Source organism: Kitasatospora sp. NBC_00315 (assembly GCF_041435095.1).
Taxonomy (GTDB): Bacteria; Actinomycetota; Actinomycetes; order Streptomycetales; family Streptomycetaceae; genus Kitasatospora.
Genome location: NZ_CP108025.1, coordinates 5,357,943 through 5,383,881, shown reverse-complemented (window position 1 = coordinate 5,383,881; position 25,939 = coordinate 5,357,943). Strand labels below are relative to the sequence as shown.

General features: G+C 72.1%; 19 protein-coding genes. 11 read left to right on the top strand and 8 right to left on the bottom strand.

Annotation, left to right across the window (positions count from 1 at the left end; genetic code table 11):
• Window positions 1-128: 128 nt before the first annotated feature.
• Window positions 129-1,838, bottom strand: coding sequence for a chitinase (locus tag OG823_RS22385; protein WP_371481396.1), 1,710 nt, complete (start codon window positions 1,836-1,838; stop codon window positions 129-131).
• A gap of 310 nt (window positions 1,839-2,148) precedes the next feature.
• Between OG823_RS22385 and OG823_RS22380 the strand changes: the two genes are divergently transcribed.
• Window positions 2,149-5,385 carry a S41 family peptidase gene (locus tag OG823_RS22380; protein ID WP_371481395.1) on the top strand — a complete coding sequence of 1,079 codons (3,237 nt, stop codon included), beginning with the start codon at window positions 2,149-2,151 and terminating at the stop codon, window positions 5,383-5,385.
• Between the two features lie 122 nt (window positions 5,386-5,507).
• Here the strand turns inward: OG823_RS22380 and OG823_RS22375 are convergent, their stop codons facing one another.
• The 4 genes from OG823_RS22375 to OG823_RS22360 form a co-directional block, all read right to left on the bottom strand.
• Window positions 5,508-5,786 (bottom strand): hypothetical protein, encoded by a 279-nt coding sequence (locus OG823_RS22375; RefSeq protein ID WP_371481394.1) that lies wholly within the window; start codon window positions 5,784-5,786, stop codon window positions 5,508-5,510.
• Between the two features lie 144 nt (window positions 5,787-5,930).
• Window positions 5,931-7,910: a hypothetical protein gene (locus OG823_RS22370; RefSeq protein ID WP_371481393.1), complete on the bottom strand. Its 1,980-nt coding sequence runs from the start codon at window positions 7,908-7,910 to the stop codon at window positions 5,931-5,933.
• Between the two features lie 195 nt (window positions 7,911-8,105).
• The gene (locus OG823_RS22365) at window positions 8,106-10,163 is read right to left on the bottom strand and encodes a phosphocholine-specific phospholipase C (RefSeq protein WP_371481392.1); all 2,058 of its coding nucleotides are present in this window, start codon (window positions 10,161-10,163) and stop codon (window positions 8,106-8,108) included.
• A 165-nt stretch (window positions 10,164-10,328) separates the two neighbouring features.
• Window positions 10,329-11,003 (bottom strand): pentapeptide repeat-containing protein, encoded by a 675-nt coding sequence (locus OG823_RS22360; RefSeq protein ID WP_371481391.1) that lies wholly within the window; start codon window positions 11,001-11,003, stop codon window positions 10,329-10,331.
• A gap of 642 nt (window positions 11,004-11,645) precedes the next feature.
• On the opposite strand from OG823_RS22360, the gene OG823_RS22355 reads away from it, so the two are divergent.
• The 5 genes from OG823_RS22355 (at window position 11,646) to OG823_RS22335 (ending at window position 15,520) form a co-directional block, all read left to right on the top strand.
• Entirely contained in the window at window positions 11,646-11,888 is a 243-nt protein-coding gene (locus OG823_RS22355; RefSeq protein WP_371481390.1) for a hypothetical protein, read from the top strand.
• Window positions 11,860-12,375 carry a DUF6879 family protein gene (locus OG823_RS22350; protein WP_371481389.1) on the top strand — a complete coding sequence of 172 codons (516 nt, stop codon included), beginning with the start codon at window positions 11,860-11,862 and terminating at the stop codon, window positions 12,373-12,375. Before OG823_RS22355 ends, OG823_RS22350 begins: the two co-directional genes overlap by 29 nt.
• A gap of 23 nt (window positions 12,376-12,398) precedes the next feature.
• The gene (locus OG823_RS22345; RefSeq protein ID WP_371481388.1) at window positions 12,399-13,247 is read left to right on the top strand and encodes a helix-turn-helix domain-containing protein; all 849 of its coding nucleotides are present in this window, start codon (window positions 12,399-12,401) and stop codon (window positions 13,245-13,247) included.
• A gap of 601 nt (window positions 13,248-13,848) precedes the next feature.
• On the top strand, window positions 13,849-14,970 hold the full coding sequence (locus OG823_RS22340) for an adenosylhomocysteinase (protein ID WP_371481387.1): 1,122 nt from the start codon (window positions 13,849-13,851) through the stop codon (window positions 14,968-14,970).
• Between the two features lie 4 nt (window positions 14,971-14,974).
• A complete protein-coding gene (locus OG823_RS22335; RefSeq protein WP_371481386.1) occupies window positions 14,975-15,520 on the top strand; it encodes an NUDIX hydrolase in 546 nt (181 codons plus the stop codon).
• A 17-nt stretch (window positions 15,521-15,537) separates the two neighbouring features.
• Here the strand turns inward: OG823_RS22335 and OG823_RS22330 are convergent, their stop codons facing one another.
• The 3 genes from OG823_RS22330 to OG823_RS22320 all read right to left on the bottom strand — a co-directional run bounded on the left by OG823_RS22330 (window position 15,538) and on the right by OG823_RS22320 (window position 18,389).
• A complete protein-coding gene (locus tag OG823_RS22330; RefSeq protein WP_371481385.1) occupies window positions 15,538-15,831 on the bottom strand; it encodes a low temperature requirement protein A in 294 nt (97 codons plus the stop codon).
• A 504-nt stretch (window positions 15,832-16,335) separates the two neighbouring features.
• A complete protein-coding gene (locus OG823_RS22325) occupies window positions 16,336-18,039 on the bottom strand; it encodes an ABC transporter family substrate-binding protein (protein ID WP_371481384.1) in 1,704 nt (567 codons plus the stop codon).
• Between the two features lie 104 nt (window positions 18,040-18,143).
• The gene (locus OG823_RS22320; RefSeq protein ID WP_371481383.1) at window positions 18,144-18,389 is read right to left on the bottom strand and encodes a hypothetical protein; all 246 of its coding nucleotides are present in this window, start codon (window positions 18,387-18,389) and stop codon (window positions 18,144-18,146) included.
• Between the two features lie 26 nt (window positions 18,390-18,415).
• On the opposite strand from OG823_RS22320, the gene OG823_RS22315 reads away from it, so the two are divergent.
• The 5 genes from OG823_RS22315 to OG823_RS22295 all read left to right on the top strand — a co-directional run bounded on the left by OG823_RS22315 (window position 18,416) and on the right by OG823_RS22295 (window position 25,935).
• Window positions 18,416-19,399: an ABC transporter permease gene (locus OG823_RS22315; protein WP_371481382.1), complete on the top strand. Its 984-nt coding sequence runs from the start codon at window positions 18,416-18,418 to the stop codon at window positions 19,397-19,399.
• Complete coding sequence (locus tag OG823_RS22310; RefSeq protein WP_371481381.1) at window positions 19,399-20,370, top strand: ABC transporter permease; 972 nt, start codon at window positions 19,399-19,401, stop codon at window positions 20,368-20,370. The genes OG823_RS22315 and OG823_RS22310 overlap by 1 nt, the downstream gene beginning before the upstream one ends.
• Window positions 20,367-22,442 carry a dipeptide ABC transporter ATP-binding protein gene (locus OG823_RS22305; protein WP_371481380.1) on the top strand — a complete coding sequence of 692 codons (2,076 nt, stop codon included), beginning with the start codon at window positions 20,367-20,369 and terminating at the stop codon, window positions 22,440-22,442. The genes OG823_RS22310 and OG823_RS22305 overlap by 4 nt, the downstream gene beginning before the upstream one ends.
• Before the next feature lie 107 nt (window positions 22,443-22,549).
• A complete protein-coding gene (locus OG823_RS22300; RefSeq protein ID WP_371484606.1) occupies window positions 22,550-23,638 on the top strand; it encodes an MFS transporter in 1,089 nt (362 codons plus the stop codon).
• Entirely contained in the window at window positions 23,635-25,935 is a 2,301-nt protein-coding gene (locus tag OG823_RS22295) for a molybdopterin oxidoreductase family protein (protein ID WP_371481379.1), read from the top strand. Before OG823_RS22300 ends, OG823_RS22295 begins: the two co-directional genes overlap by 4 nt.
• Window positions 25,936-25,939: the final 4 nt, after the last annotated feature.

Sequence of the window (25,939 nt, the reverse complement as noted above, 5' to 3'; positions counted from 1 at the left end):
GGCCGGCGCCGGAGCGGCACGGCGGGAGCTCGCCGGGAGCACGGCGGGGACGCGGCGCAGCCGGTGCACCGGCGCCGCGTCGGCGGCGGTACCGGTGCACCGGCTGTCGGGCGCACGGCCCGGGGCGGTCAGCCGAAGTAGCTGTCGAAGTTCTTGGAGAACTCCTTGCCGCCGAACTGGTCCCAGTTGATGGACCAGGTCATCAGACCGCGGAGGTTCGGCTGGGCTCCGGCCTTGGGCACGTAGGTGCCGCAGTTGGCGAGCTTGGTCAGGCAGTCGAGCGCCTTGTCCACCTCGGCCGGGCTGACGTAGCCGTTGCCCGCGTTGGTGGTGGCCGGCATGCCGATCGCGACCTGGCTGGGCAGCAGGGCCGGGAACATGTTGGCGGTGTTGCCCGCCACCGGGAAGCCCTTGAGCAGCATGTCGGTCATCGCGACGTGGAAGTCGGCGCCGCCCATCGAGTGGTACTGGTTGTCCAGGCCCATGATCGAGCCGGAGTTGTAGTCCTGGACGTGCAGCAGGGTGAGGTCGCCCCGCATCGCGTAGATGACCGGCAGGAAGGCGCCGGCGCGCGGGTCCTGACCGCCCCAGGGGCCGGAGCCGTAGTACTGGTAGCCGAGCTGGACGAAGAAGGTCTCGGGGGCCATGGTCAGCGTGAAGCCGGCGCCGTACTTGGCCTTGAGGGTCTTCAGCGCGGAGATCAGGTTGACGATGACCGGCGAGGTCGGGTTCTTGAAGTCGGTGTCGCCGGTGTTCAGCGAGAGCGAGTGGCCCTCGAAGTCGACGTCGAGGCCGTCCAGGCCCCACTTGTCGATGATCGCGGAGACCGAGCTGACGAAGGTGTCGCGGGCCGCCGTGGTGGTGAGCTGGACCTCGCCGTTCTGGCCGCCGATCGAGAGCTGGACCTTCTTGCCCTGGGCGCGCTTGGCGGCGATCGCCGCCTTGAAGTCGGCGTCCGACTCGACGGTCGGGCACTCGGACACGGAGCAGCGGTTGAAGCGGATGTCACCGGAGGTGATCGAGGTGGGCTCGCCGAAGGAGAGGTTGATGATGTCCCAGGAGTCCGGGACGTCGGCCATCCGGGTGTAGCCGGCGCCGTTGGCGAAGCTCGCGTGCAGGTAGCCGACCAGCGAGTGGGTGCCGGGCGGCGGCGCGGTCGGGGTGCCGGTGCTGGTGGGGGTGGCCGTCGCGGTCGGCGAGGAGGTGGCCGTGGGCGACTTGGTCGCGGTGGGCGAGGCACTGGCCGTCGGCGAGACACTGGCCGTCGGCGAGGCACTGGCACTGGCCGACGGGGACGGGCTGGCGGGCGCGCCGGGGCCGTCCAGCGAGACGTCGTCGGCGTAGTAGGTGCCCTGGCCGTACCAGCCGTGGGTGTACACGGTGGCGCTGGTCTGGGCCGCGCCGGTGGTGAAGCCGACGGTGAGCTTCTGGTAGGCGCCGCCGGTGCCGGGCGTCCAGGTGCTGGTGCCGCCGTCGACGCCGAGGTAGACGTAGCTGCCCTTGACGTACGCGGTGAGCGTGTACGCGGTGTTGGGCGCGACGGTGACGGTCTGCGAGCACTGGGCCGAGTCGCTCGCCGAGGCCGCTCCGGCGAGGGCGTAGGTGCCCGTGTGCGCCTGACCGGTGACGACGCTCCCGGTGCCGCCCGTGCAGCTCCACGGGGCGAGGGCGTTGCTCTCGAAGCCTCCGTTGGAGAGGAACTCGCCGGCGGAGGCGGTGGGCGCGGTGCCCAGCGCCAGGCCGACTGCGCCGGCGGCCGCGACGGCCCAGGCGGTACCGGCGGCGGCCAGTCGGGCGGGCCTGCGGCGGTGGTTCGTGGGGGATGCTGTTCTGCGCATGCGGGGGGACTCCTGCCGTGGCGCGGATCGTGGGGGTGTCCGAGGGCACGGCGGAGCTCGGGCCGGTGGGGGTGTCGGCCGCTCCCTCGTGCAAGTTGGACTAGACCACTGAAGTGGATCCGCCGGTTCTGTGTCAATGCCCAGAAGGACACGCAGAGTTGCCGACGTCCGCGGCCGCCTCCGCGCCGCACCCGGCGCTCGGACCGCTCAGCGGAAGGGCGGTGACCGCTCAGCGGAGAGTGCCCGGGCCGAGGGACGGCAGCCGGGCGGTCCGGTTGCGGCCACCACGCCGCCACCGAACGATGAAGGGGTGACGGCGCCCGGCTACCTCCGATACCCCCACCTGCGTGACGGCCTGCTGGCCTTCACCGCCGAGGACGACGTCTGGGTCGCCCCGCTGGCCGCGGACGGTACGGTCGAGCGGGCCTGGCGGGTCAGCTGCGACCGCACCCGGGTCAGCCATCCTCGGCTCTCCCCCGACGGGCGGACCCTCGCCTGGACCAGCTGGCAGGCCCTCACCCCCGAGGTCTGGACCGCCCCCTCCGAGGGCGGCGAGGCCCTGCGGCTCTCCTACTGGGGCAGCCAGGACACCCGGGTCCGGGGCTGGCTGCCGGACGGCGAGGTGCTGGCGGTCACCTCGTACCACGAGCCGTTCGCCCACTACACCTGGGCGCACGCGCTGCCGGTCGACGGATCCCCCGCCGGCAAGCTGCCCTGGGGGCCGGTCGGCGACGCCCAGATGAGCCGCGAGCACACCGTCCTGCTCACCGGCTCCGCACCGCACGAACCCGCCGCGTGGAAGCGCTACCGGGGCGGCGCGGTCGGCCGGCTGTGGGTGGACGGCGAACGTCTGCTGCCCGACCTGCGCGGCCACCTCGCCTCCCCGATGCCGGTCGGCGGAGCGGACGGGCCACGGATCGCCTTCCTCTCCGACCACGAGGGCATCGGCAACCTCTACTCCTGCCGCCCCGACGGCACCGACCTGCGCCGGCACACCGACCACGCCGCCTACTACGCCCGCGAGGCCGCCACCGACGGGACCAGGATCGTCTACCAGCACGCCGGGGACGTCTGGCTGCTCGACGGCCTGGAGGCCGCCGAGCCCCGGCGACTGGACGTGCCGCTCGGCGGCGCCCGGGCGGGCCGGCGTCCGTACCAGGTCAACGCCGCCTCCCACATCAAGGACCTGGCCTGCGACGCGACCGGCCGCAGCGGTGTGATCACCGTGCGCGGCAGCCAGTACTGGCTCACCCACCGGGACGGTCCGGCCAGGGCGCTGGCCGACACCCCCGGGGTCCGCACCCGGCTGCCGCTGGTGCTCGGCCACAGCGGCGAGGTCTGCTGGATCACCGACGCCGAGGGCGACGACGCCGTCGAGATCGCCCCGCTGCCCGGCAGCGAGCACCAGCAGCACCAGCAGGCCGTCCCGCGCCGGATCGCCGGCGGCCGGATCGGCCGGGTGCTGGAGTTCTCCGCCTCCCCGGACGGCCGCACGCTGGCGGTCGCCGCCTCCGACGGCCGGCTGCTGCTGGTCGACGCCGCCGACGGCGAGGTCCGCGAGATCGCCGCCTCCACCCACGGGCCGGTCTCCAGCGCCGTCTTCTCCCCCGACTCGCGCTGGGTCGCGTGGTCCCAGCCGACCGCCGGGCGCTCGCTGCGCCGGATCCGGCTGACCCGGACCGACGCCGCCGCCCCGGTCACCGACGTCACCGACGGCCGCTTCGAGGACGAGCAGCCGGTCTTCACCCGGGACGGCCTCTACCTGGTCTTCCTGTCCTGGCGCGGCTTCGACCCGGTGCACGACGTGCACACGGGCGACATGTCCTTCCCGCTCGGCTGCCGCCCCTACCTCGTCCCGCTGGCGGCCGACACCCCCTCACCGTTCGCCGCCCCCACCGAGGCACGTCCGGGCGCGCCGGTGCCGACGGCCGGCGCGGGCAGCGCGGGGGACGGCACGGTGAGCGTCGAACCGCAGGGCATCGCCGGCCGGCTGGTGCAGTTCCCGGTGATCGCGTCCAAGTACTCCGCCACCGACGCGGTGCGCGGCGGGGTGGTCTGGCTGCGCTGGCCGATCTCCGGCACGCTGGGCCAGACCTTCGCCAGTCCGGACGACACCTCGGGCCGGCCCTCGCTGGAGCACTTCGACCTGGCCAGGGGCACCCGCAGCACGCTGGTCGACAAGCTGGACGGCTACGCGGTCTCCGGCGACGGCGGCTCGGTCGCGGTCTACTCCGCCGGCGCCCTGCGGATCGTCCCGGTGGCCGCGCCCGCGGCGGCGGTCGGCGTCGACCTGCGGCGGATCACCCATACCGTCCACCCGGCCGCCGAGTGGCGCCAGGCGTACCACGAGGCCGCCCGGGTGGTCGGCGACCAGTTCTGGGACCAGGGGATGAGCGGCCTGGACTGGCCCGCCCTGACCGCGCAGTACGAACCGCTGCTGGAGCGGATCGCCGGCCCCGACGACTTCGCCGACCTGCTGCGCGAACTCCTCGGCGAGCTCGGCACCTCGCACGCCTACGTCACGCCGTCCCGGCGCGGCGAGGGTCCGGCGCCCGTCCAGCAGCCGCTGGGCCTGCTCGGCGCCAACGCCCACCGCTCCCCCGACGGGCGCTGGCTGCTGGAGCGCATCCTGCCCGGCGAGTCCTCCGACCCCCGGGCGCGGGCCCCGCTGGCGGCCCACGGGGTCAAGGCCGGCGACGAACTGCTGGCCGTCGCCGGGCGCGCGCCCGACCCGGTCCGGGGCCCCGGCCCGCTGCTGTCGGGCACCGGTGGCACCACCGTCGAACTCACCCTGCGCAGCGGCCCCGAGGCCCCCGCCCGCCGGATCACCGTCACCCCGCTCACCGACGAGCGGCCGATCCGCTACCAGGCCTGGGTGGCCCGGCGCCGTGAGCTGGTCAGGGAGTTCAGCGACGGCCGATGCGGCTATCTGCACATCCCGGACCTCGGCGGCTCCGGCTGGGCCCAGTTCAACCGGGACCTGCGCCGCGAGCTCGACAAACCGGCCCTCGTACTGGACGTACGCGGCAACGCCGGCGGCAACGTCTCGGAGCTGGTGCTGGAGAAGCTCAGCCGCCGCGTCCTCGCCTGGGACTTCAGCCGGGGCCGGCAGCCCGTGCGCTACCCGAGGGACGCGCCGCGCGGGCCGGTGGTGGCGCTCGCGGACGAGGCCACCAGTTCGGACGGCGACGTGATCATCACCGCCATCAAGCTGCTGGGCCTCGGCCCGGTGGTCGGCGCCCGTACCTGGGGCGGGGTGGTCGGCATGACCGGCCGGCACCAGCTCGGCGACGGCACCCAGATCTCGGTCCCGAAGAACGCCTCCTGGTTCACCGGTGATCTCGGCTGGTCGGTGGAGAACCACGGCGCGGAGCCGGACGTCCACGTGCTGCGCGGCCCGCACGAATGGGCGCGGGGCCGACACGTCGAGCTGACCACCGCGGTCGGACTGGCCCTGGAACTCCTGGAGGACACCCCCGCCTCGGTGCCGCCGCCGGCCGACACCCCCCGCCCCGACCTGCGCCGGCCGCCGCTGCCGCCCCGCTGAGCGGCTCGTGCGGCACCGGAGCGGCCCCGGAGCGACCCCGCGCCGCGTGCGCCCGCGCGCACACTCCCGGGCGCACGAGAGGGGCGCGCCCCGGCAGGCGCGCCCCTCCATCACGGTGGTCCTCAGTCCCAGGGATCGCCCTCGGCGGTCATGTTCTCCCGGGCCATCTCCTCCTCCTCACGCGCGGAGAGGTGGTGCGGCTGCCGGGGCTCGCCGGCCTTCGCCGCGGTGTCCGGGAACGCGTCGGCCGCCTCGTCGTGGGCGAGCGCCGCGCGCCGGGCGGGGTCCGTCATGGCGTCGGAGCTCTGGTCGGGCGTGCCGCCCATGGCACCACCCATCGAGGACCTGGCCTCCTCGCCGGTGTCGTGCGCCTTGTGGCGGAACCTGTCGAAGATGCCCATGTCTCCTCCTCAGCCGGTAGCCGGGCTCACCTCACTCTCACACCACGCCGCCGCGCGCGCATCCGCTGGCGCTCCCGTGCCGTGCCGTGCCACCCGACGAGCTGCGCAGCCGCCCTGCGCAGCCGCCCTGCCCCGCCGACCTGCTCAGCTCAGGGTTCCGATCCGCGCGCCGGTGTCCAGCAGGCCGGACAGTCGGACGTCACCCGCGCCCGGTCCGGGCACCGCCAGAGTGCGGCTCGCCGTCCTGGTCTCGGGAATGGTCAGCGCACCCGCGCCGGAGACGCTCACCAGCCGGCGGCTGCCCCCGACCAGCAGGTACGCCTTGCCGGACTTGCCGCGCCACCAGGTGGCGGCCAGCACGTTCTGGTCGAAACGGCTGCAGGCCCGGGTCTGCTCGACCGAGGCGGTGCCCAGGGGAGGCGCGGGGGTGCCCCGCTTCGGGTCCGGCAGCAGCAGCGCGGTGGCGGCGGAACCTCCGCCGTCCCAGCCGTCGCGGCGCACACAGACCCAGGAGGCGGGGCCCTCGCCCTCGGGCAGGGCCTGGGTGGCGAACGCCCAGGTGTTGACGGCCCTGGTGCCCGGCCCGGCCCCGGCGGGACCGGTCGCCGCCCCCGTACCGGCGGGACCGCAGGAGGTGCGGGCCCAGGCGGTCAGCGCGTCCGGACCGGTCGCCTCGCGGGGGGCGCGCGCGGGAGTGCTGCCGTCCGGTGGCGGGGTGAAGGTCAGGTGGGCCGGCAGCAGGCCGCCGACGTCGGCCAGCAGGAACGCGTGCTGCTCGGCCACCACGGACGAGGAGCGCAGTTGCAGCACCGGTCGCCGGGTGCAGGCGGCGTCCCCGGTCAGGGCGAGCGCGGGGGTCAGTCCGTCGGGGTGCGCGACCGGGCGCGCGGGCGTGTCGGGCGCGCGCAGGTCCCGGCTGTCGGCGCCGTCGACCCAGGGTGCGAGCAGGTAGCGGCTGCCCGCAGGGGTGCGGGTGAGGACCACGGCGGCGGCCGTGGTGATGTCGGCGTCGTCGGCCCGGGCCACGGTCAGATCGGGCTCGGGCCCCTCGGTGTAGCGGGCGAGCCGGCCCTCGCCGTACAGCACCACGATCGCGGTCCCGTCGGGCCGCCCCGCGTACAGCAGCCTGATCGTGCCGGGCGCCCCGGCGGGGGCGCCGGGTTCGAGGGTGCGCGCCGCGGGGCCCCGGCCGCTCCAGGCCGCCGTGGCACGGTCGAGCAGGGCCCGGTCGGTGGTGAGCTCACCCCGGGCGGGCCAGGCGTCGAAGTCCAGGCGGGCGGTGTTCCGCCAGGCGTCGGCGGCCGCGCGCAGCAGGGCCGCCGACGCCGCGGAGGTCCCGGTCGCGGCGGCCGGACCGGCCGCGGGCCGGTCGGCCCGGTCCAGCAGGGGCGCGAGCCCGGTGCCGGCCGCCAGCAGGAGCGTGAGCGCGCCGACCACCAGCAGCCGGCCCTTGGCCCGGCGGCGCAGCAGGTCGGTGGGCTGGGCCCGGACGGCGCACGGGTCGAACTCGGGCGAGCGGTCGAGGTCCCGGCCGGCCGCCCGGTGCTCGGCGTGGATCCGCTCGCCCTCGGCCAGCGCCCGCTCCGGGGCCGGCACCCCCGCGCGGGAGAGCAGCGCGGCCGCCCGGGCGGTGGGCAGGCCCTCCAGCACCCGCAGCGCGTACCCGGCCCGGGTGTGCGGCGACGCCTTGGCGAGCGCCTGGTCGAGGGCGAGATCCTCGGGGCTGCCGGCCGCCGTGAACAGCCGCAGTCCCTGGACCCGGGGCAGCGGCAGCAGCCGGCGGCGGCCGGCCGGGGCGAGCGCCCCGCGCAGGACCTGGAGGCGGACCTCCTCGTAGCCGCGGCCGTCGTGGTCGGGCCCGCCCTCGGCCCGGCCGTCGGGCGCGTCCGATCCGGTCGCCCGCAGGGCGTGCTGGACGACGGCGTGCGCGGCGAGGATCCGGCGGTGCCGGTCGGTGCCGCCGGGCAGCACGAGGTAGGCGAGCCGGGCGAGTTCGCGGTACCCCCCGACCAGGGCGGCCTCGCGCTCCTTCAGCCCGGTCCGACGGCCCCGCCGGGAGCGCCCGGCGGGCACGGCCGGGGGCGCTATCGGCGCCTCTGAGGTGACGCTTTCCCGACCCGGCATGCGGACACTCCCCTGCAGCGCACCTCGCCGGAGCCCGCCCGGAGCGGGCGGACTCCCTCTGACGCACTGCCAAACGAGGCGATCATGGGATCGTCACGATGTCCCACGGCCGGTGCCGCGACCGGGCGGCCGCCGGGCTGTCGCCGCGCGCGGACGGTCCCGGCCCCGGCAGGAGGGCCGGGACCGGGAGCGGCCTCAGCCGGTGATGCTGGCGGCGCCGGTCTCCAGGTGGCCGGAGAACCGCTGCGACCAGCTGCTGTCCGCGTCCACCGTGACGGTGAAGTCGTACCAGCCGTTCTGGTAGGCGACGGCGTTGAACCAGTCGCTGACGTTGCCGCCCGCCGGGACCTGGTACGTCCAGGGGCCGTCGGCGCGGTACGCGTTCGAGGTGATGGTGAACTTCACCGCGGTGGTGCCGGCGTTGGCGAGCCTGAACCAGAGCGCGAGCTTGCCGGTGCCCGGCTCGACCGCGTAGGAGGCGGTGACCGCGACGTTCTTGCCGGCCTTGGTGGCGTCGCCCTTGAAGCGCCGCAGGAAGCGGTTGGGACCGGTGACGCTGAGGTCGTAGGGGCCGTTGCCGTACCCGGAGCCGCAGTTGAAGAAGTCGCTCTGCTCGGCGCCGGCGTCCACCGTGTACTGCCAGGGGCCGCCGCTGCGGTAGGCGTTGGCGTAGGCGGCGAAGTGCGCGGCGTTGACCGCGGCCGTCCCGGTGTTGGACATCTTCAGCCAGACCTTCATGACGCTGCCGGAGGCGAACTCCAGGTGGTCCAGGTTGGCGTTCGGCTGGTAGGGCAGCGCGCGGGCGGGGCGGGTGCCGGACTCCTGCACGGGCAGCGCGTTGTTGACCGGCGCCGGGTTGGAGAGCGGTCCGCAGGCGGCCAGGCCGATGGTGGCGTCGGTGTTGGGCAGCGCGGGCATCCCGTACACCGGGTTGGCGAAGTCGAAGACGCCGGTGAGGTCGCCGGTCACCTTGCGGCGCCAGGCGCTGATGTTCGGGCAGTTCGCGGGCTTGCCGATGGCGGAGGTCCAGCGCTCCAGGAAGCGCAGCACCGAGGTGTGGTCGAACACCTCGGAGTTGACCCAGCCGCCCCGGCTCCACGGGGAGACGGCGATCAGCGGGACGCGGAAACCGAGGCCGATCGCGGTGTTGCCGTAGAACTCGCCGGCGGTGCCGGCCGGCGGCGACGGCGGCGGGACGTGGTCGAAGAACCCGTCGTTCTCGTCGTAGTTGAGGAACATGATGGTGGAGTTGAAGACGTTCGGGTCCGCGTTGAGGGCGTCGATCACCATGTGCACGAAGTGCGCGCCGTCGGCGGGCGTGGCGTAGGGGTGCTCGGAGGAGGCCTGGTCCGCGACGATCCAGGAGACCTGCGGCAGCGTGCCGTTGAGCACGTCGGCGCGGATCGCGGCGGCGATGTCGTCCGGGGTCCTGCCGGTGACCTTGGGAACGGAGCCCATGCCCCTGTCGTGCAGCGGGGTGCCGGCGGCGGCGTCGGTGAACTGCTTGAAGTAGGCGAGGGCGTTGTCACCGTAGTTGTCGGCGGCGTTCTGGTAGACCTTCCAGCTGACGCCCGCGTTCTGGAGCGCCTCGGCGTAGGTCTGCCAGCGCAGGCCGGACTCGTCGCCGCCGTTGTAGGCCGGGCCGCCCGCGGTGCCGGCCGGGTCGATGGTGCCGCTCCAGTGGAAGGTGCGGTTGGGCCCGGTGGCGCTCAGCGTGGAGCAGAAGTACGCGTCGCAGATCGTCCAGTTCTCCGCGAGCGCGAAGTGGAAGGGGATGTCGGCGCGCTGCAGGTGGCCCAGGGTCCGGACGTTGCCCTTGGCGAGCACCCAGGAGTCGAGCTTGCCGCTGTTCCACGCGGTGTGCTGGTCGTTCCAGGAGTGCGCGAGGTCGCCGTTGCACTGCGCGAGGCGCTCCGGGTCGGCACCGCCCGCGGGCTTGGTGGAGCTGAACGCCCAGGGGTACTGCCGGCCCAGGCCGTTGGGCTGGTTGAAGACGCTGTAGCCGCCGGCGATCTGGATCGCGCTGCGGTCGGCGAACCCGCGCACCCCGCGCAGCGTCCCGAAGTAGTGGTCGAAGCTGCGGTTCTCCTGCATCAGCACCACGATGTGCTGGGCGTCGGTGAGTGTGCCGGTGCTCGTCAGCGCCGCCGCCGAGGCGGGCGCGGCGCCGGTGGCGGCCGAACCCGCCACCGCCGCACCGGCCGCCGCACTCGCCGACAGTGCCATGAACTTCCTACGACTCAGCTCGGACATCAGCCCCGGCCGTCCCTTCGCTAGCGATGTTGTACACACAGGTTGTGGACACATCGGTCGCGGAGCATCCTCACGCAGGGCGCCTCGGGGGGCCAGAGTCGTGCAGCAGGATTGTCGGACTGTTCGCCCAACTGTCTTCGAGCGACCGCCGGATGAACAACCGGCTCATCGATCCTTCACCGTGATGCCGAGCGCCTGGGCGAACTGCGGCGCCAGCTCGAAGAGCTGGGTACTGCTGATCAGCGCGCCGCGCAGCCCCTCGTGCCCGTCGCTGAGCCCGAGCCGCACGGCGCCGCGCAGGTCGGTCTTGCTGAGCTTGGCCCCGCGCAGCCGGACCTCCTCCAGCGAGGAGCCGGGAAACGTCACCCCGGTCAGCTTGGCGTCGCCGAAGTCGACGTCCCGCAGCACGCAGTCCTCGAAGACCACGTCCCGCAGGACGGCGGCGCGCAGGTTGACCGCCTCCAGCTTGCACTGGCGCAGCACCACCCGGCGCAGCGCCGACCCGTGCAGGGCGATCCCCGCCAGCACCCCGCCCAGCAGGGAGGCGTCCTGCCACTCGCCCTCGGACAGGTCGCACGCCACCCAGCGGCTGCCCTGCACCCACACCTCGTTGAACCGCGCCTGGCGCAGCTTCGTCCCGCTCATCGCCACCCCGGTGAAGGCGCACTCCAGGAACGTCGCGCCGTTCGCCGCCTGGTCGGTGTACTCCCCGCCGTCGAAGTGCACGGTGTCGTAGCGCTCGTCCCGCCGCAGCGGTCCGACGTGCGGCTGGAGGAGGTGGGCGTACGACAGGTCGTCGAGCCTGTCGGGGACGGACGGCGGCATGGCGGAGGGCCTCACGATCGGGGTCTCGGTGCTGGCCCCGGCATCGTCGCACGCCCCGCCGACAGCCCCGCCGGAGCGCGCCCCACGCGCCCGGCGCACTCCCCTGCGCCGGGCGCGCCCCGCTCCGTTCGTTCACCCGGGTATCCCGGACGCCCGCCCGCCGGACGCCCGCCCGGGCACGGTGGGCGGGTCGCCCACGGCGGACGCGGGGGCCGCCGACGGCTGTCAGGCCGTAGCCCCTCGCCCCTCCCGCGCGTGCAGGGTGATCCCGACGACGACGGTCGCGGCGGCCACCAGACCCGCGCGAGGACGCCCGAGCGGCCCAGGGCGGTGCAGGCCAGGACGGCCGCCGAGGCGATCGGCAGCACCGCCTGGGCGGCGCCGGACTTGGTGTGCCGGGAGTGCAGCAGCCAGACGGTGAGCAGGTCGAGTGCGCGAATGGCCATCGCTCTGACAATGATTGGGGCGTGACTGTCAGGTCCGGAACACGCCGCACTGTTGCGCCCCCGTCTGCCTCCTCCCTGGGCACTCGGGGGCTTGCTGCGTTGTGGTCATGCGACTTCTCAACTTGCATGATCTTCTGGGCCACTTGACGCTACGGAGCATCAGGCGCGATGGTCGTGCAAGCACAGGCAAACCGGAGTCGGGGAGGCTGACATGGCACTAGAGTTCTTCGGGATGGACCCGGACACGGACACGGACCACTGTCCGAGTGTGTGGGTGGACAAGGAGAATGCGGACCTTGTCTTGCAGGGTTGGAAGGCTGACGACAAGACCGAGGCCGAATGCTTGCAGACCGGGTCGATTCCGGACTACGAGGCGGTAGTCCGAATTCCGGCGCGCATGGTGCCGATGATCAGGGAGGCGTGCGATGCCGCCGAGCGTGCCCAGCTTCGCTGAGCTGCTGGCCCGCTGTTCGCGCTCCGCCGTTCATTTCGAGGCGCGAGACGACTACGGGAGCAACGAGCGGTTCGAGGCATGGAAGGCAGGCCACCGGAACAACTGGGAAGACCGTTCTTCCTGGTGGCTCCCCTTCCACTCCCTGATTGAGGATGCCGTGGCCCGTGGCGTTTCAGTGCGGCGAGTGCGCGTTGTATCGGAGCCGGTAAGCGAGTACATCCGATGGGAACATTACACGACTCGCGCCAATGAAGAGGCAGGGGAACAAGTTCGCTGGCTCCCGCGCCGCCAAGGGTCCGATATCCTCATTCCGACGAATGACTACTGGGCGTTCGACGGCGGATTTCTGCGCGTCCACCATTTCTCGGGCTCCGGGTCGATCGTCGAAGACGAGATCACGGAGTCACCGGAGTTGGTGAAGCTCTACAGCAATGCATTCGAATCCATCTGGGAGCGGGCTATCCCGCACGCCCAGTACCACGTCTAGCCCGAACACCGGACAGTCGCCTCATGCCCGCATCACCATCAACCAGCGTCCAAGCCGCACGCGCAGCCGTTGCATCGCGGCTGCGCGACATACGGTTGGATGCTGGTATCACGGGGCGTGAGCTGGCCGTCCGGTGCGGCTGGAGCGAGTCGAAATCTTCCCGGATAGAAAATGGTAAGACGCCGCCGGCTGACGCCGATATCAAAGCGTGGTGTACGGCCTGCGGGGCGGATGAGCAGGCCGGAGACATCATTGCGGCCAACCGCAACGCCGACTCGATGTATGTCCAGTGGCGGCGGGTGCAGCGAACCGGACTGCGACGCCTACAGGAATCGTCGGTCCCCCTCTACCAGGCAACCCAAAGGTTCCGAGCCTACTGCTCGAATGTGGTCCCTGGATTTCTGCAAACATCCGGGTACGCAACCGCGCTGCTGTCCTCGATCGCATCGTTCCGCAACACCCCTAACGATGTGAGCGAAGCGGTTGCCTCGCGGCTCGCCAGGTCGCAGATCATTTACGAACCGGATCATAGCTTTGCATTGCTGATCGAAGAAACGGTCCTGCATTATCAGATCGGTGATACGGAAGTCATGGCGGGACAGCTCGGGCATTTGCTTGCCGTGATGTCACTTCCTTCCGTTTCTCTGGGCATCATCCCGTTCCGCAAGCGGCGCAACATGTGGGCCATTGAGACGTTCACCATGTTCGATGAGCGTCGCGTGAATGTGGAGCTTCTTTCTGCGGCGGTTACCGTGACCGCGCCGGACGAGATTTCCGACTACCTCAAAGCGTTTGGCGAATTGTCGAAGCAAGCCGTCTACGGTGCTACCGCGCGGTCATTGATCACCTCGGCGGTTGACTCCCTCGGGTGAACTGCCGTGCAAGCTGCTGCAAGTTCCTAGAGGGCGTCCCCCCTGCTTCCCTACCGTCTTGCTGACGGGGCATCACGAGCGAGGGAGCAGCGACGTGGCGGTGAGGAGCAACACCAGCAGGACCAAGACCTTTGAGGACTACAAGGCCGAGCGACGCAGGGTGCCACCCAGCGGGGACCCGCTCGCCGACTACGTGCCGCAGTCGTCCGGCTCCACGGCCGCCCAAAGCCGTGGAATCCCGCAGGACCGGCCCCTCTGCACTTGCGGCGCCGAGGTCTGCCCCGACAAGAGGTTGGCGTGAGCCCTGCGCAGCCGCCGCAGTGCCCTGGCCGTGACTGCGGGCAGCCAACGGCGTGGGCCGACCCGCCGACCGAGGGCATGCGGTCGTGGCGCTGCTGTTGCGGTCGCTTCGGCATCCGGCTGCCGGACTCCTACACGGCCAAGCATCCCGAGGAGTCAGCCGTTCATGTCGTCGGTCGGCAGCGGCGGCCCCGCAGGACGATTGCGGCGTAGCCATGTAACTCGCTTTCACAGCAGGCGTGTTCGCGCCTTGCTGGCGTGGCCGGCTGGTCCGGCATCCCGAGACAAGGGAGGGTGTCCCATGGAGACCTCAGAGCGTGCACGGCTCGACACATACTTCGGCAAGATCGCCCGACAGTTCACCCCGGCGGAGCGCCCGGCTTCGCTGCTGGTCACTCATCTGCTGCCCGAACGCCCGTCTTTCGTTCGTGCCGTGGCCACGCTGTCGGAACTGCGTGCGGTCCTGCCCAAGCCCAAGTCCATCGACACCAGCGCCCGGCGCGAGATCGAACAGACCATCCCTTGTGACGAACTGTCCCGGGACCTGTTCAACGACGAGGACACGGCCGTGACCTACCTGGAGACCCGGGCAGCCGGGGAAGACGTGGTGCTGTTGGACGTAGGCGGGTACTTCGCGCCGTCACTGAGCGCCCTTTGTGACCGGTTCTCCGGCCGCATCCTCGGCGTGGTGGAGGACACCGAGAACGGCCACCAGCGGTACGCCGAGTACGCAAAGCTGTCGTGCCCCGTCGTTTCGGTGGCGCGGAGCCCGCTCAAGGACCCCGAAGACTTCCTGGTCGGCCAGTCCGTCGTGTTCAGCGCCGAGGCCCTGATGCGCGGGCGCGGGGACATCCTGCCCGGCCGTCCGGCGCTGGTGATCGGCTTCGGGAAGCTGGGCAGTTCCATCGCCCGCTTGCTGCACGCCAAGGGCGTTCAGGTCACCGTGTACGACATCGACCCCGTGAGGCGGGCACAGGCCCTCTCGCAGGGCTTCGCCGTCGCGCAGGACCGTGACCGGGCCATCCGGCGGGCTGGGCTGGTGCTGTGCGCCACGGGAGCGCTTGCCCTGCGGGGTGAGGACTTCCCGCAGCTTCGGAACGGGGCCTACGTCGCCACCGTCACCAGCAGCGAAGACGAATTGGAGCTGGACGGGCTGCCGGACGGATACGCCCGAGCGCACTCCGGCGACAGCGTGACCCGGTACAGCACCACGGGCCACTACTTCTATCTGATGAACAACGGAAACGCCGTCAACTTCCTTCACGGCGCTAGCGTTGGGCCGTTCATCTTCCTCGTTCAAGCCGAGATTCTGGCCGGCGTTCGAGTGCTCGCCCGGGGTGATCTCGACCCGGGCATGCACGAGGTACCGGCGGAGGACCGGGCCGCCATCGCGGCAACCTGGCTCAACTACTACAACAGGTGATCCCATGCCCATCACAGCCGACCACATCCGCGCCACGCTGGCGGCGTACATCGACGAGTACCCGCGGGACAAGGCCGACCTTGGCTTGCCGCTGGCGCTGCTCGACTCCGGCGCCGAGCTGACCAGTCGCAAGGAATTCCACGGCCACGCCACGGCCGGGGCCGTGCTGGTCAACGAGCACGGGCAGGCGCTGTTCATCCATCACGTGGCGCTCGACAAGTGGCTGACGCCCGGCGGGCACTTGGAGGCCGAGGATGCCACGCTGCGCGCCGCCGCGTTGCGGGAGCTGACCGAGGAGACCGGCATCCCGCCGGAGGCCGTCACGCTGGCCGGAGAGGGCCCGGTCCACATCGACGTACACCCGATCCCGGAGAACCCCGCCAAGGGCGAGCCGGATCACCTGCACATCGACTTCCGGTTCGTCTTCCGTACGACGGGCGGCAAGTTGGTGACACTCCAAGAGGATGAGGTCAGCGGCTACACGTGGCGGCCGGTCGGCAGCATCGCCGATGACCGCATGAGGGCCCGGGTAGAGGCGCTGATCGCCTGACCCGCGTACCGCCCCGGTCATCCAGTGACGTTCCCAAGGGTGGTCGGGGCGGTCCGCTGCGGGCCCGGTCTCGCCCGAACCTGGCAGGTCACAGGACGTACGGGGTAACCTGATGCTCTGTTGGTCCACGCCCACCAGCTTGCGAAGAAGGCGAACACATAGCCGGTGAGGGCGACCGCGTAGTGCCCCTCGGCCAGGTAGTGGCCGAGCTGCCGTCCGGCCTGGGCGACGGCGACCACGAAGCAGAGGTCGAAGAAGAGTTCCAGCGGCGTCGAGGCCCGGTGCGGTTCGTCCTTGCTGCGCGGGGTCATCCGGCGTACCGGCCGGGAGTCCGGGTCGGTGGGGGTACGGGGTGCCGCTGGTCGGGGGGCCGGTCCGCCGGTCATGTTCCTGCTTCCGAGAGGGTGCTGTCCCGGTGATCCTGACAGCTCCCGGCCCGATCGCCCACCTGCCTGCGGCACGCCGAAAATGCCGGTTTCACCCGTTTTGCCGTACCGTCAGCCATAGTTGACGGAGCGGTGCGCGATCCGGGTGACAGCTCGGCCGGTTCCGGCGCGCCCCGTGCCGCTCGTCGGGTCCGTACCGGCGGCGCGGCTAGATTCGTCACCGGCCGGAATCAGGTGGAACGACCACGGGGGCGCCCTGCGGGCAACGCGGAAGGTCAAGGCCGGTGGTGGGACTCGGGGGGCGGCGGATGCCGCACCACCGCGCCCGCACCGCCGGCCTCGTGATCACCGCGCTGCTCGTCAGCGCCCGCCGCCACGGCCGGCCACCCGCCCCCCGCACTCCGCAGGGGGCACCGCGGGAGAGGTCGGCTACTTCTCCCAGCCGGTCTTGGCGAGATCCCCGCTGGCCAGCCCGAACGCCCCGTCGTTGGCCAGTCCCTTGCGGACGGCCAGCACGGCCGGCCGCTGGTACAGCTCGACCGTGTGGCCGAGCTCCCAGATCTTGGCGTCGGCCTCGTTGTACAGCTTCGCGGCCTGCGCCGGGTCGACGGAGCCGGCCGCCTGCTTCAGCAGCGCGTCGACCTCGGGGCTGCCGATCTTGGAGTAGTTGCCGAACACGTTGTCGCCCTGCGGCAGCCGGAAGTTCGAGAGGCTGGTGGAGAGCGGGAAGGAGTCGGTGTTGCGCCAGCTGGCGATGTCGAACTTGCCCTGGTTGACGTACTTGGCGAAGAAGTCGTTGCTCGGCACCTTGTCGACGTCCACCTTGATCCCGGCCGCCAGCCACATGCTCTGTGCGGCGGTGGCCAGGTCGACCTGGGCCTGCGCCGCGCCGTCGTTGAAGATCCAGTGCAGCTCCAGCGGCCGGCCGTCCTTGGTGCGGGGCTGCCCGGCGCCGGCCGCCTGCCAGCCGGCCTCGTCCAGCAGCTTCCCGGCCGCGGCGAGGTCGAACTTCCCCCAGTCCCCGGAGTTGTCCTGGTAACCGGCCTGGTTGGGCATGAAGATGTGGTTGCCGAGCAGCTTGAACTCGACCGGCACGCCGTTGTTCGCGATCTTGATCAGTGACTGCCGGTCCAGTGCGCGGCCGAGCGCCTGGCGCACCTTCTGGTCCGCGACCGCACCCCCGCTGCCGAACGACAGGTGCACCTCGTCCCACGGGCTGGCGGCCCTGATCACGGCGTCCTTGGCGTCCTTGAGTTGCCCGTACGCGGTGGCGGTGCCCGCCGTGGCGAGGTCGATCTCGTTGTTGAGGAACGCCTGGGTGGTGGCCGCCTGGGACATCACCCGGTAGGTGACCTTGTCCAGCTTCGGCTTCGTGCCCCACCAGTTCGGGTCCGGGACGAGGGTCAGGGTCTGCGCCGTCTTGTCGGCGCCGCCGAGGCGGAACGGCCCGCCGGTGACCGGGATCTTCTCCACCCAGCCCTTGTTGAAGTCGTCGGGGGTGGCGATCCCGGCCGCGGGGATCAGCGGCCGGAACAGGCTCTGCCAGTCCGCGTAGGGCTCGGAGAAGGTCACCTTGACCTCACTCGGGTCGGCGCCCTGCTCGATGCCGGAGATCAGCTCGTAGCCGGAGGAGTCGGCGATGTTGTACGCCGGATCCTTCCCGTTGGTGGCCTGCCAGTCGGCCTTGAAGTCGAGGTAGCTCAGCGGCTTTCCGTCGGACCACTTCGCCCGGGGATTGAGCCGGTAGGTGACCACCTGCGGCGAGGTGGAGGTGACCTTCGCGTCGACCAGGTAGTCGGCCACCGGCTGGAAGGTTCCGGAGGCGTCCACCTTGAAGAGGTCCGGCTCCAGGGCGCGCATGATCTCGACGGCGTCCCCGTACCGGCCGTCCACCTGGAACGGGTTCCACTGGGTGATCCACTGGTACAGCGGATAACGGACCTCGCCACCGTCCTTGACCTGGTCGAGCGGCTTGGCGTTGATGTCGTTGGCGTCCTGCCTCGGCGGGGCGCTCCTGGCCACGCCGTCACCGGCCCCGCCACCGCCCGAGCCGCACGCGGCGAGTGCCAGGGCCACGGCGACGGCGAGGGTGGCCGTCCTGGTGATCCGGCGGGCAGTGGCGGTTGCGTCCATGAGGGGTCTCCCCGGGAGTTTCGACGAGTTCGGCGCCACCAGGTGTGGCGGCACTTGAGCGTGGGCAGCCAAGTCGGTGCCGGCCAGGCGAAGGTAACAGCCGATCAGTTCTCCTGCCAGAGGGTGATGTTCAGATCTGATCGAAACGAAACAGGCCGCAACACCGCCGCAACACCCCGGCCGTGGACCGGTGCAACACTCTGACCTGCCGCTTCCCCCACGAGGGTGAAGCGGATCGTGCGGCACCCCTGGCGCGGCCCACCGGCCGTGCCGTAGAACTGCTGCGCGAACCTGCTCCGAACACCCTCCGAGCGAAGGCCAATCACCATGTCCACCAGGTGCACGAACAAGCCGACCACCCCCGGCGGCGGCTGAGATGCTCCGCTACCTGGTGAAGCGCCTGGGCTACTACGCGGTGCTGCTGACCGTCGCGGTCTTCCTCTCCTACGCCCTCTCCGCCACCGCGCTGCAGCCCCGTTCGTACTTCGAGGCCAAGGTGCCGCGCCCCGCCGCGGCCTCGGTCGAACGCCAGCTCACCGCGCTGAACATCAACGACCGCACCCCCGTGGTGTCCCGCTTCGCCCACTGGGCGGGCGGCGTCCTGCTGCACGGCGATCTGGGCCGCACCATCCACGACACCCCGGTGAACGACGACTTCGGCCGCCGGATCGGGGTCTCCCTGCGGCTGCTGCTGATCGGCAGCCTGCTCGGCATGCTGCTGGGCGTGGCGGGCGGCGCCTGGAGCGCGGTGCGGCAGTACCGGATCTCCGACCGGGTGCTGACGGTGATCTCCTTCGTCCTGCTCTCGACGCCGGTGTTCCTGGTGGCGCTGTTCCTCAAGAACGGCGCGATCGCCGCAAAGGACCTCGCCGGCCACGAGGTGATCCCGTTCACCGGCTACGAGACCCCGGGGCTCACCGGCGGAGTGGGCGCACACCTCGGCGACTGGGCCCTGCACCTGCTGCTGCCCACGCTCTCGCTGGCCCTCGGCGGCCTGGCCACCTACAGCCGCTACCAGCGCGGCACCATGCTGGACGTGCTCGGCTCCGACTACCTGCGCACGGCCGAGGCGAAGGGCCTGACCCGCGGCCAGGCCCTGCTCCGGCACGGCCTGCGGACCGCCGTCATCCCGATGTCGACGATGTTCGCGTACAGCTTCCTCGGCATCTTCACCGGTGCCGCCTTCACCGAGACCATCTTCGGCTGGCACGGCATGGGTGAGTGGTTCATCCAGTCGATCAACGAGCAGGACGTCAACGCGGTGGTCGCGGTCAACCTCTTCGCGGCGGTCGTCGTGCTCGCCTCCGGCTTCCTCGCCGACACTCTGCACGCCGCCCTGGACCCGAGGGTCCGGCTCTGATGACGGAAGCAGGCAAGGCCATGACCGCCTCCCTCGCACAGCCCGCGCCCATGGCCGTACCGGACGACGGGGAGCCGGCGGTGGCGGGCCGCGGACGGCTGGTGCTCGGCCGGCTGCTGGCCGCCCGCTGGGCGGTGGCCGGCGCGGTGACCGTGCTGCTGCTGTTCCTGCTGGCCTTCGTCACCCCGCACCTGATCCCCTGGGACTACGCCACCCCGGACTACACCGCGCTGCGCAGGCCGCCCTCCGCCGAGCACTGGTTCGGCACCAACGGGATCGGTCAGGACGTCTTCGCGCAGACCCTCCGGGGTCTGCAGAAGTCCCTGGTGATCGGTCTGCTGGTGGCCCTGTTCTCCACCGCGCTGGCCTCCCTGGTGGGCGCCTGTGCGGGGTACTTCGGCGGCTGGACGGACCGGCTGCTGATGTTCCTGGTCGATCTGATGCTGGTGCTGCCCAGCTTCCTGGTGATCACCATCGTCTCGCCCCGGCTGAAGGGCACGGGCTGGATCGCCTTCGTCGCGCTGCTCGCCCTGTTCAACTGGATGATCACCGCCCGGGTCGTCCGCTCGATGACCATCTCGCTCAAGGCCCGCGAGTTCGTGCTGGCCGCGCAGTTCATGGGGGTACGGCCGGCCCGGGTCATCCTGCGGCACATCCTGCCCAACGTGGCCTCCTTCCTGATCATCGACGCCACCATCGCGGTCGGCGGCGCGGTGATGAGCGAGACGGCGCTCTCCTACTTCGGCTTCGGCGTCAGGGCGCCGGACGTCTCGCTCGGCACCCTGCTCGCCGCCGGGACCTCCGAGGCCCCGGTGTTCCCCTGGCTGTTCTACTTCGCGGCCGGACTGCTGGTGCTCTTCGTGCTCGCCGTCAACCTGGTCGGGGACGGGCTGCGGGACGCCCTCGACCCGACGTCCGAGGCCGCCCGCCCGGCCCGCCGCAGGCCCCGTAGCGTTCGGAGCAGCACGTGACCACCACCGTCGACACCGTCGACACCGACGTCCTGACCGTCCGCGACCTGCGGGTCGCCTTCACCGGCCCGCGCGGCCGCCCGCCGGTGCCCGCCGTACGCGGGGTCGACCTGACCGTCCGGCGCGGGGAGACGCTCGGCATCGTCGGCGAGTCCGGCTCCGGCAAGTCGGTCAGCGCCCTCGCCGTGCTGGGCCTGCTGCCGGGGACGGCGCAGGTCGAGGGGTCGGTGCGGCTGGACGGCCGGGAGCTGATCGGCCTGCCCGGCCGTGAACTCGCCGCCGTCCGGGGCCGCCGGATCGCCATGGTCTTCCAGGATCCGCTGTCCGCCTTCACCCCGGTCCACCGGATCGGCGACCAGATCGCCGAGGCCCTGCGGATCCACCAGCCGCTGACCCGGGCCGCCGCCCGCCGGCGCGCCGTCGAGCTGCTCGACCTGGTGGGCATCCCCGGCCCCGACCGTGCGCTGGACAGCTTCCCGCACGAGTTCTCCGGCGGCATGCGCCAGCGCGCGATGATCGCGATGGCCGTCGCGAACAAACCGGACGTCCTGCTCGCCGACGAGCCCACCACCGCGCTGGACGTCACCATCCAGGCCCAGGTGCTGGACGTCCTGCGGACCGCCAAGCGGGAGACGGGCGCCGCGCTCGTCCTGGTCAGCCACGACCTCGGGGTGATCGCCCAGATGGCCGACCGGGTCGCCGTGATGTACGCGGGCCGGGTGGTGGAGACGGCGGGCGTCGACGAACTCTTCGCCCGGCCGCGCCACCCCTACACCCTCGGCCTGATCGGCGCCGTGCCCCGCCTCGACACCCGGGGCGGACCGCTGGTCCCGATCCCCGGCACGCCGCCCCCGATGGACGCCCTGCCCTCCGGCTGCCCGTTCGCCCCGCGCTGCCCGCTCGCCGACGAGCGCTGCGTGGCGGCGGAGCCCGCGCTGACCGGCGCCGGCGGCCATCGCGCGGCCTGCGTCCGGGCGGACGAACTCGCCGAACGCCGGGCCGCACCCGCCGACGTCTACCCCGTCCCGGCGGTACCGCCCGCCCCGCCGGCCCCGCCCCGGTCGCAGCGCGAATCCGTCCTGCGGGTCACCGGGCTGACCCGGACCTTCCCGGTGCTCAAGGGCAGCGTGATCCGGCGCAGGGCCGGGGAGGTGTACGCGGTCGACGGCGTCGAGCTGGACATCCGCCAGGGTGAGACGCTCGGACTGGTCGGCGAGTCCGGCTCGGGCAAGTCGACCACCCTGTTCGAGCTGATGAGGCTGGCGAAGCCGCAGTCCGGCCGGATCGAGCTGCTCGGCCAGGACACCGCCGGCCTCTCCCGGGCCGCCGCGCACCGGCTCCGCGCCGAGCTGCAGATCGTCTTCCAGGACCCGACCGCCGGCCTCGACCCCCGGCTCCCGGTCGGCGACGCGATCGCCGAACCGCTGCGCGCCCAGCGGGCCCCGCGCGAGCTGATCGCCCGCCGGATCCCCGAGCTGCTGCGGCAGGTGGGCCTCGACCCGGCCCACGCCGTCCGCTACCCGCACCAGTTCTCCGGCGGGCAGCGCCAGCGGATCTCGATCGCCCGCGCGCTCGCCGTGCGGCCCCGGCTGCTGGTGCTGGACGAGCCCGTCTCCGCGCTGGACGTCTCGGTCCAGGCCGGCGTGCTCAACCTGCTGCAGCGGCTGAAGGCCGAGCTCGGGCCGGCCTACCTCTTCGTCTCGCACGACCTCTCGGTGATCCGACACCTGGCGGACCGGGTGAGCGTGATGTACCTCGGCCGGACGGTCGAACAGGGCGAGGTCTCGGCCGTCTTCGAGCGCCCCCGCCACCCCTACACCCGGGCCCTGCTCTCGGCCGTCCCCCTGCCCGACCCGGTCGCCGAACGCGCCCGCACCAGGGTCCTGCTGGCCGGCGACCCGCCGGTGCCCACCGAACGCCGGAGCGGCTGCCCCTTCCGCGGCCGCTGCCCGGTCTACGCCGCGCTCACCGACGAGCGGCGCACCCTCTGCGAGCGGCAGGCACCGCCGCTCACCGAGGCCGCCCCCGGCGCCGACCACGCGGCCGCCTGCCACCACCCCCAGCCGGGCTGACCCGGCACCGTTCACCCGAAGGACCCGCCCGGCAGGCGTGGCGGACGGGTCGTCAGTAGCGTCCGGAGCAGCCGTACCCGCGTCTGCCTGGAGGTGCCCCGGTGGCAGTGACCGAACCCGCGGACGCCCCCGCGCAGGAGCGGCCGCCCGATCCGCCGCCGCCCGGCCGGTCGGTGGGCGTCCGCGCTTCGCTGGTGGCCACCGGGGTGAGCCTGCTCCTCATCGTGGCCATCGTGCTGGGCAGCCGGGGGCTGCGGGACTTCGACTCCGCGCTCGTCCCGTACGCGGTGGCCACGGTGTTCCTGGCCTTCGGCGTCGCCTACCGGTACACGGTCTGGGTCTGCGCGCCGGCCGCCCGGCGACTGCTGCGCCAGGGCCTGCGGGCGGCGCTCTCCCGGGACAACCTGCGCACCGCCCCGACCGCGCTGCCCCGGATGATCGCCACCTACCTGGGCCTGCAGAAGTTCCTCGGCGCCCGCTCGCACGCCCGCTGGGCCGCCCATCAGCTGATGTTCTGGGGCTGCCTGCTGGCCGCCGCGATCACCTTCCCGCTGACCTGGGGCTGGTTCACCTTCACCGCCTCCAGCGCGGCCGGCCCCGGCTACGAGATGCGGCTCTGGGGTTTCAAGGTGCTGGGCTTCGACTCGGCGAGCTTCCTCGGGTGGGCGATGTACCACGGGCTGGACCTGGCCGCGGTGCTGGTCGTCACGGGCGCCGGCTACTTCCTGTGGCGGCGGTTCCGGGACCGCGAGGCGATCACCGGGCAGCGCTTCGGCTACGACTTCGTCCCGCTGATCGCCCTGCTCACCGTCTCGGTCACCGGGCTGCTGCTGACCTTCTCCGAGATCGCCCTCGACGGCGGGGGCTACCAGTTCCTGTCGATCCTGCACATGGCCTCGGTGGTGCTGACCCTGGTCTACCTGCCGTTCGGCAAGTTCTTCCACATCGTCCAGCGCCCGGCCGCCGTCGGCATGCAGCTGTTCAAGTACACCGCCCGGCGGGCGGCCGGGGAGCAGCTGCTCGCCTGCCGCAAGTGCGGTGAGCCGATCGACACCGCGCCCTACGTCGACAACCTGCGCGCCACCATGCAGGACCTCCGGCTGGGCTTCGACCGGTGGACCGAGTACTGCCCGCGCTGCAAGCGGGTGCTGCGCGGCGGCGCCTACCTCTCCCAGGTGAAGCGGGGGTTTCGATGACGGACGGCTTCGTCCCGCTCGATCCGGCCGTCACGCCGCGCGGCACCGGCGACTTCCGCGACGCCGGCGGCCTGCCGGCCGCCCGCTGGCGGGCCGACCAGAACGGCGAGACCCTCGTCCCCACACACTGCTGCTTCTGCGGCGTGCAGTGCGGGATGTACCTGCGGGTGAACAGGGCGGGCAAGGTCTTCGGCGTGGAGCCGCGCAACCACGACATCAACCGGATGCGCCTGTGCCCCAAGGGCATCAACGCCTACCAGCAGGTCAACCATCCGGACCGGCTGACCGCTCCGCTGCTGCGCCGCTCCCGGGACGAGCCGTTGCGGCAGGCGACCTGGGAGGAGGCGCTCGCCTACACGGTCGGGGAGATCCGGCGGATCCAGGGCGAGCACGGCGCGGACGCCTTCGGGCTGCTCGGCGGCGCCAGCCTGTTCTCGGAGAAGACGTACCTGGTGGGCAAGTTCGCCCGGGTCGCGCTGAAGACCCGGCACGTGGACTACAACGGGCGGCTGTGCATGGTGAGCGCCGCCGGGGCGAACAAACTGGCCTTCGGCATCGACCGGGCCGCCAACCCGTTCTCCGACATCCTGCAGACCGACTGTCTGCTGATCGCCGGCTCCAACGTCGGCGAGTGCTTTCCGGTGATGACCCAGTACGTCTGGGGCGCCCGGGACCGCGGGGCCGCGCTGATCGTGGTCGACCCGCGGGAGACGGCGGTGGCGCGCACCGCCGACGTCCACGTCGCCCTGAAGTCCGGTACGGACTCGGCGTTCTTCAACGCGCTGCTGCACGTCGTCGTCCGCGAGGGCCTGACCGACGAGGCCTTCCTCGCGGAGCACACCACCGGCTGGCCGGAGCTGCGGGCCAAGGTCGAGGAGTACCCGCCGCACCGGGCCGCCGCGATCTGCGGGGTGCCCGAGGAGCAGATCGTCCGGGTGGCGAGGATGTTCGGCGGCGCCGAGCGGGCCATGGCCTGGCACGCGCGCGGCATCGAGCACCACACCCAGGGCGTGGAGAACTGCCTGAGCGTCATCAACCTCTGCGCCGCGACCGGCAACCTCGGGCGCCCGGGCGCCGGCTACGGCACCATCACCGGCCAGGGCAACGGGCAGGGCGGGCGGGAGCACGGCCAGAAGGCCGACCTGCTGCCCGGCGGGCGGTCGATCAACGATCCGGCGCACCGGCGCCAGATCGCCGGGATCTGGGGCATCGAGGAGGCCGACCTCCCGCAGGCCGGCACCTCGATGATGGAGATGGTCTGGCAGATGCAGCGCGCCGAGATCCGCGGGCTGATCGGCATCTGCAACAACCCCTTCGTCTCACTGCCCAACTACGCGGTGGTGAAGGACGGCTACGACAAGCTGGAGTTCCACGCCCAGTTCGACTTCTTCCTCTCCGAGACGTCGCAGAACGCCCATGTGGTGTTCCCGGTGACCACCTGGGCCGAGGACGAGGGCGTGATGGCCAACGCCGAGGCCCGGGTGGTCAAGCACAACAAGGCCCAGGAGCCGCCGAGCGGGGTGCGCACCGACACCTGGGTGATGTGCGAGCTGGCCCGCCGGCTGGGCGCCGGCGACAAGTTCGACTTCGCCGGCTCCCGGGAGGTCTTCGACGAGCTGCGCCGGGCCTCGGCCGGCACGGTGATCGACTACTACGGCATCACCTACGAGCGGCTGGAGGAGACCGGCGGTATCGCCTGGCCCTGCCCGAGCACCGACCACCCCGGCACGCCCAGGCTGTTCGAGGGCGGGCGGACGTACCACCCGGACGGCAAGGTGCACCTCCAGGTGGTCGAGTGGCACCCGCCGGCCGATCCGTACGACGACGAGTACCCGATGACGCTGACCACCGGCCGGACCGTCGCGCACTTCCTGTCCGGCAACCAGACCCGGCGCCTGGGCGCGCTGGTCGAGCAGACGCCCCGGCCGTGGGTTGAGATCCACCCCTCGCACGGCTTCGCCAACGGCGAGCCGGTGCGGGTGGTGACCCGGCGCGGCTCGTCGGTGCTGCCGGCCCTGGTGACCGAGGCGATCCGCGCCGACCACGTCTTCGTTCCGTACCACTGGCCCCACCCGGTGGCCGCCAACGTACTGACCATCGACGCACTGGACCCGCGCTCCAAGATCCCCGAGTACAAGGTCTGCGCGGTCCGGATCGAACGCGCACCGCAGCTCGACCCGGTGCCCGCGCCGCCGGTGCCGCCCGGCCGCGAGGCCTACCCCGAGGCGCGGCTCTCCCGCGCCGACCCGCTACCACCGACCGCCCCGCAGGGCCGCGGCACCGCCGAGAGGGGCTGACCGG

Excerpts from the sequence above, each read along its gene's own strand:
- OG823_RS22315 (WP_371481382.1), top strand. The coding sequence starts at position 18,416 with ATGCTCCGCTACCTGGTGAAGCGCCTGGGCTACTACGCGGTGCTGCTG.
- OG823_RS22295 (WP_371481379.1), top strand. The coding sequence starts at position 23,635 with ATGACGGACGGCTTCGTCCCGCTCGATCCGGCCGTCACGCCGCGCGGC.
- OG823_RS22335 (WP_371481386.1), top strand. The coding sequence starts at position 14,975 with ATGCCCATCACAGCCGACCACATCCGCGCCACGCTGGCGGCGTACATC.
- OG823_RS22370 (WP_371481393.1), bottom strand. The coding sequence starts at position 7,910 with ATGCCGGGTCGGGAAAGCGTCACCTCAGAGGCGCCGATAGCGCCCCCG.
- OG823_RS22365 (WP_371481392.1), bottom strand. The coding sequence starts at position 10,163 with ATGTCCGAGCTGAGTCGTAGGAAGTTCATGGCACTGTCGGCGAGTGCG.
- OG823_RS22340 (WP_371481387.1), top strand. The coding sequence starts at position 13,849 with ATGGAGACCTCAGAGCGTGCACGGCTCGACACATACTTCGGCAAGATC.
- OG823_RS22345 (WP_371481388.1), top strand. The coding sequence starts at position 12,399 with ATGCCCGCATCACCATCAACCAGCGTCCAAGCCGCACGCGCAGCCGTT.
- OG823_RS22375 (WP_371481394.1), bottom strand. The coding sequence starts at position 5,786 with ATGGGCATCTTCGACAGGTTCCGCCACAAGGCGCACGACACCGGCGAG.
- OG823_RS22355 (WP_371481390.1), top strand. The coding sequence starts at position 11,646 with ATGGCACTAGAGTTCTTCGGGATGGACCCGGACACGGACACGGACCAC.
- OG823_RS22350 (WP_371481389.1), top strand. The coding sequence starts at position 11,860 with ATGCCGCCGAGCGTGCCCAGCTTCGCTGAGCTGCTGGCCCGCTGTTCG.
- OG823_RS22310 (WP_371481381.1), top strand. The coding sequence starts at position 19,399 with ATGACGGAAGCAGGCAAGGCCATGACCGCCTCCCTCGCACAGCCCGCG.
- OG823_RS22325 (WP_371481384.1), bottom strand. The coding sequence starts at position 18,039 with ATGGACGCAACCGCCACTGCCCGCCGGATCACCAGGACGGCCACCCTC.
- OG823_RS22330 (WP_371481385.1), bottom strand. The coding sequence starts at position 15,831 with ATGACCCCGCGCAGCAAGGACGAACCGCACCGGGCCTCGACGCCGCTG.
- OG823_RS22385 (WP_371481396.1), bottom strand. The coding sequence starts at position 1,838 with ATGCGCAGAACAGCATCCCCCACGAACCACCGCCGCAGGCCCGCCCGA.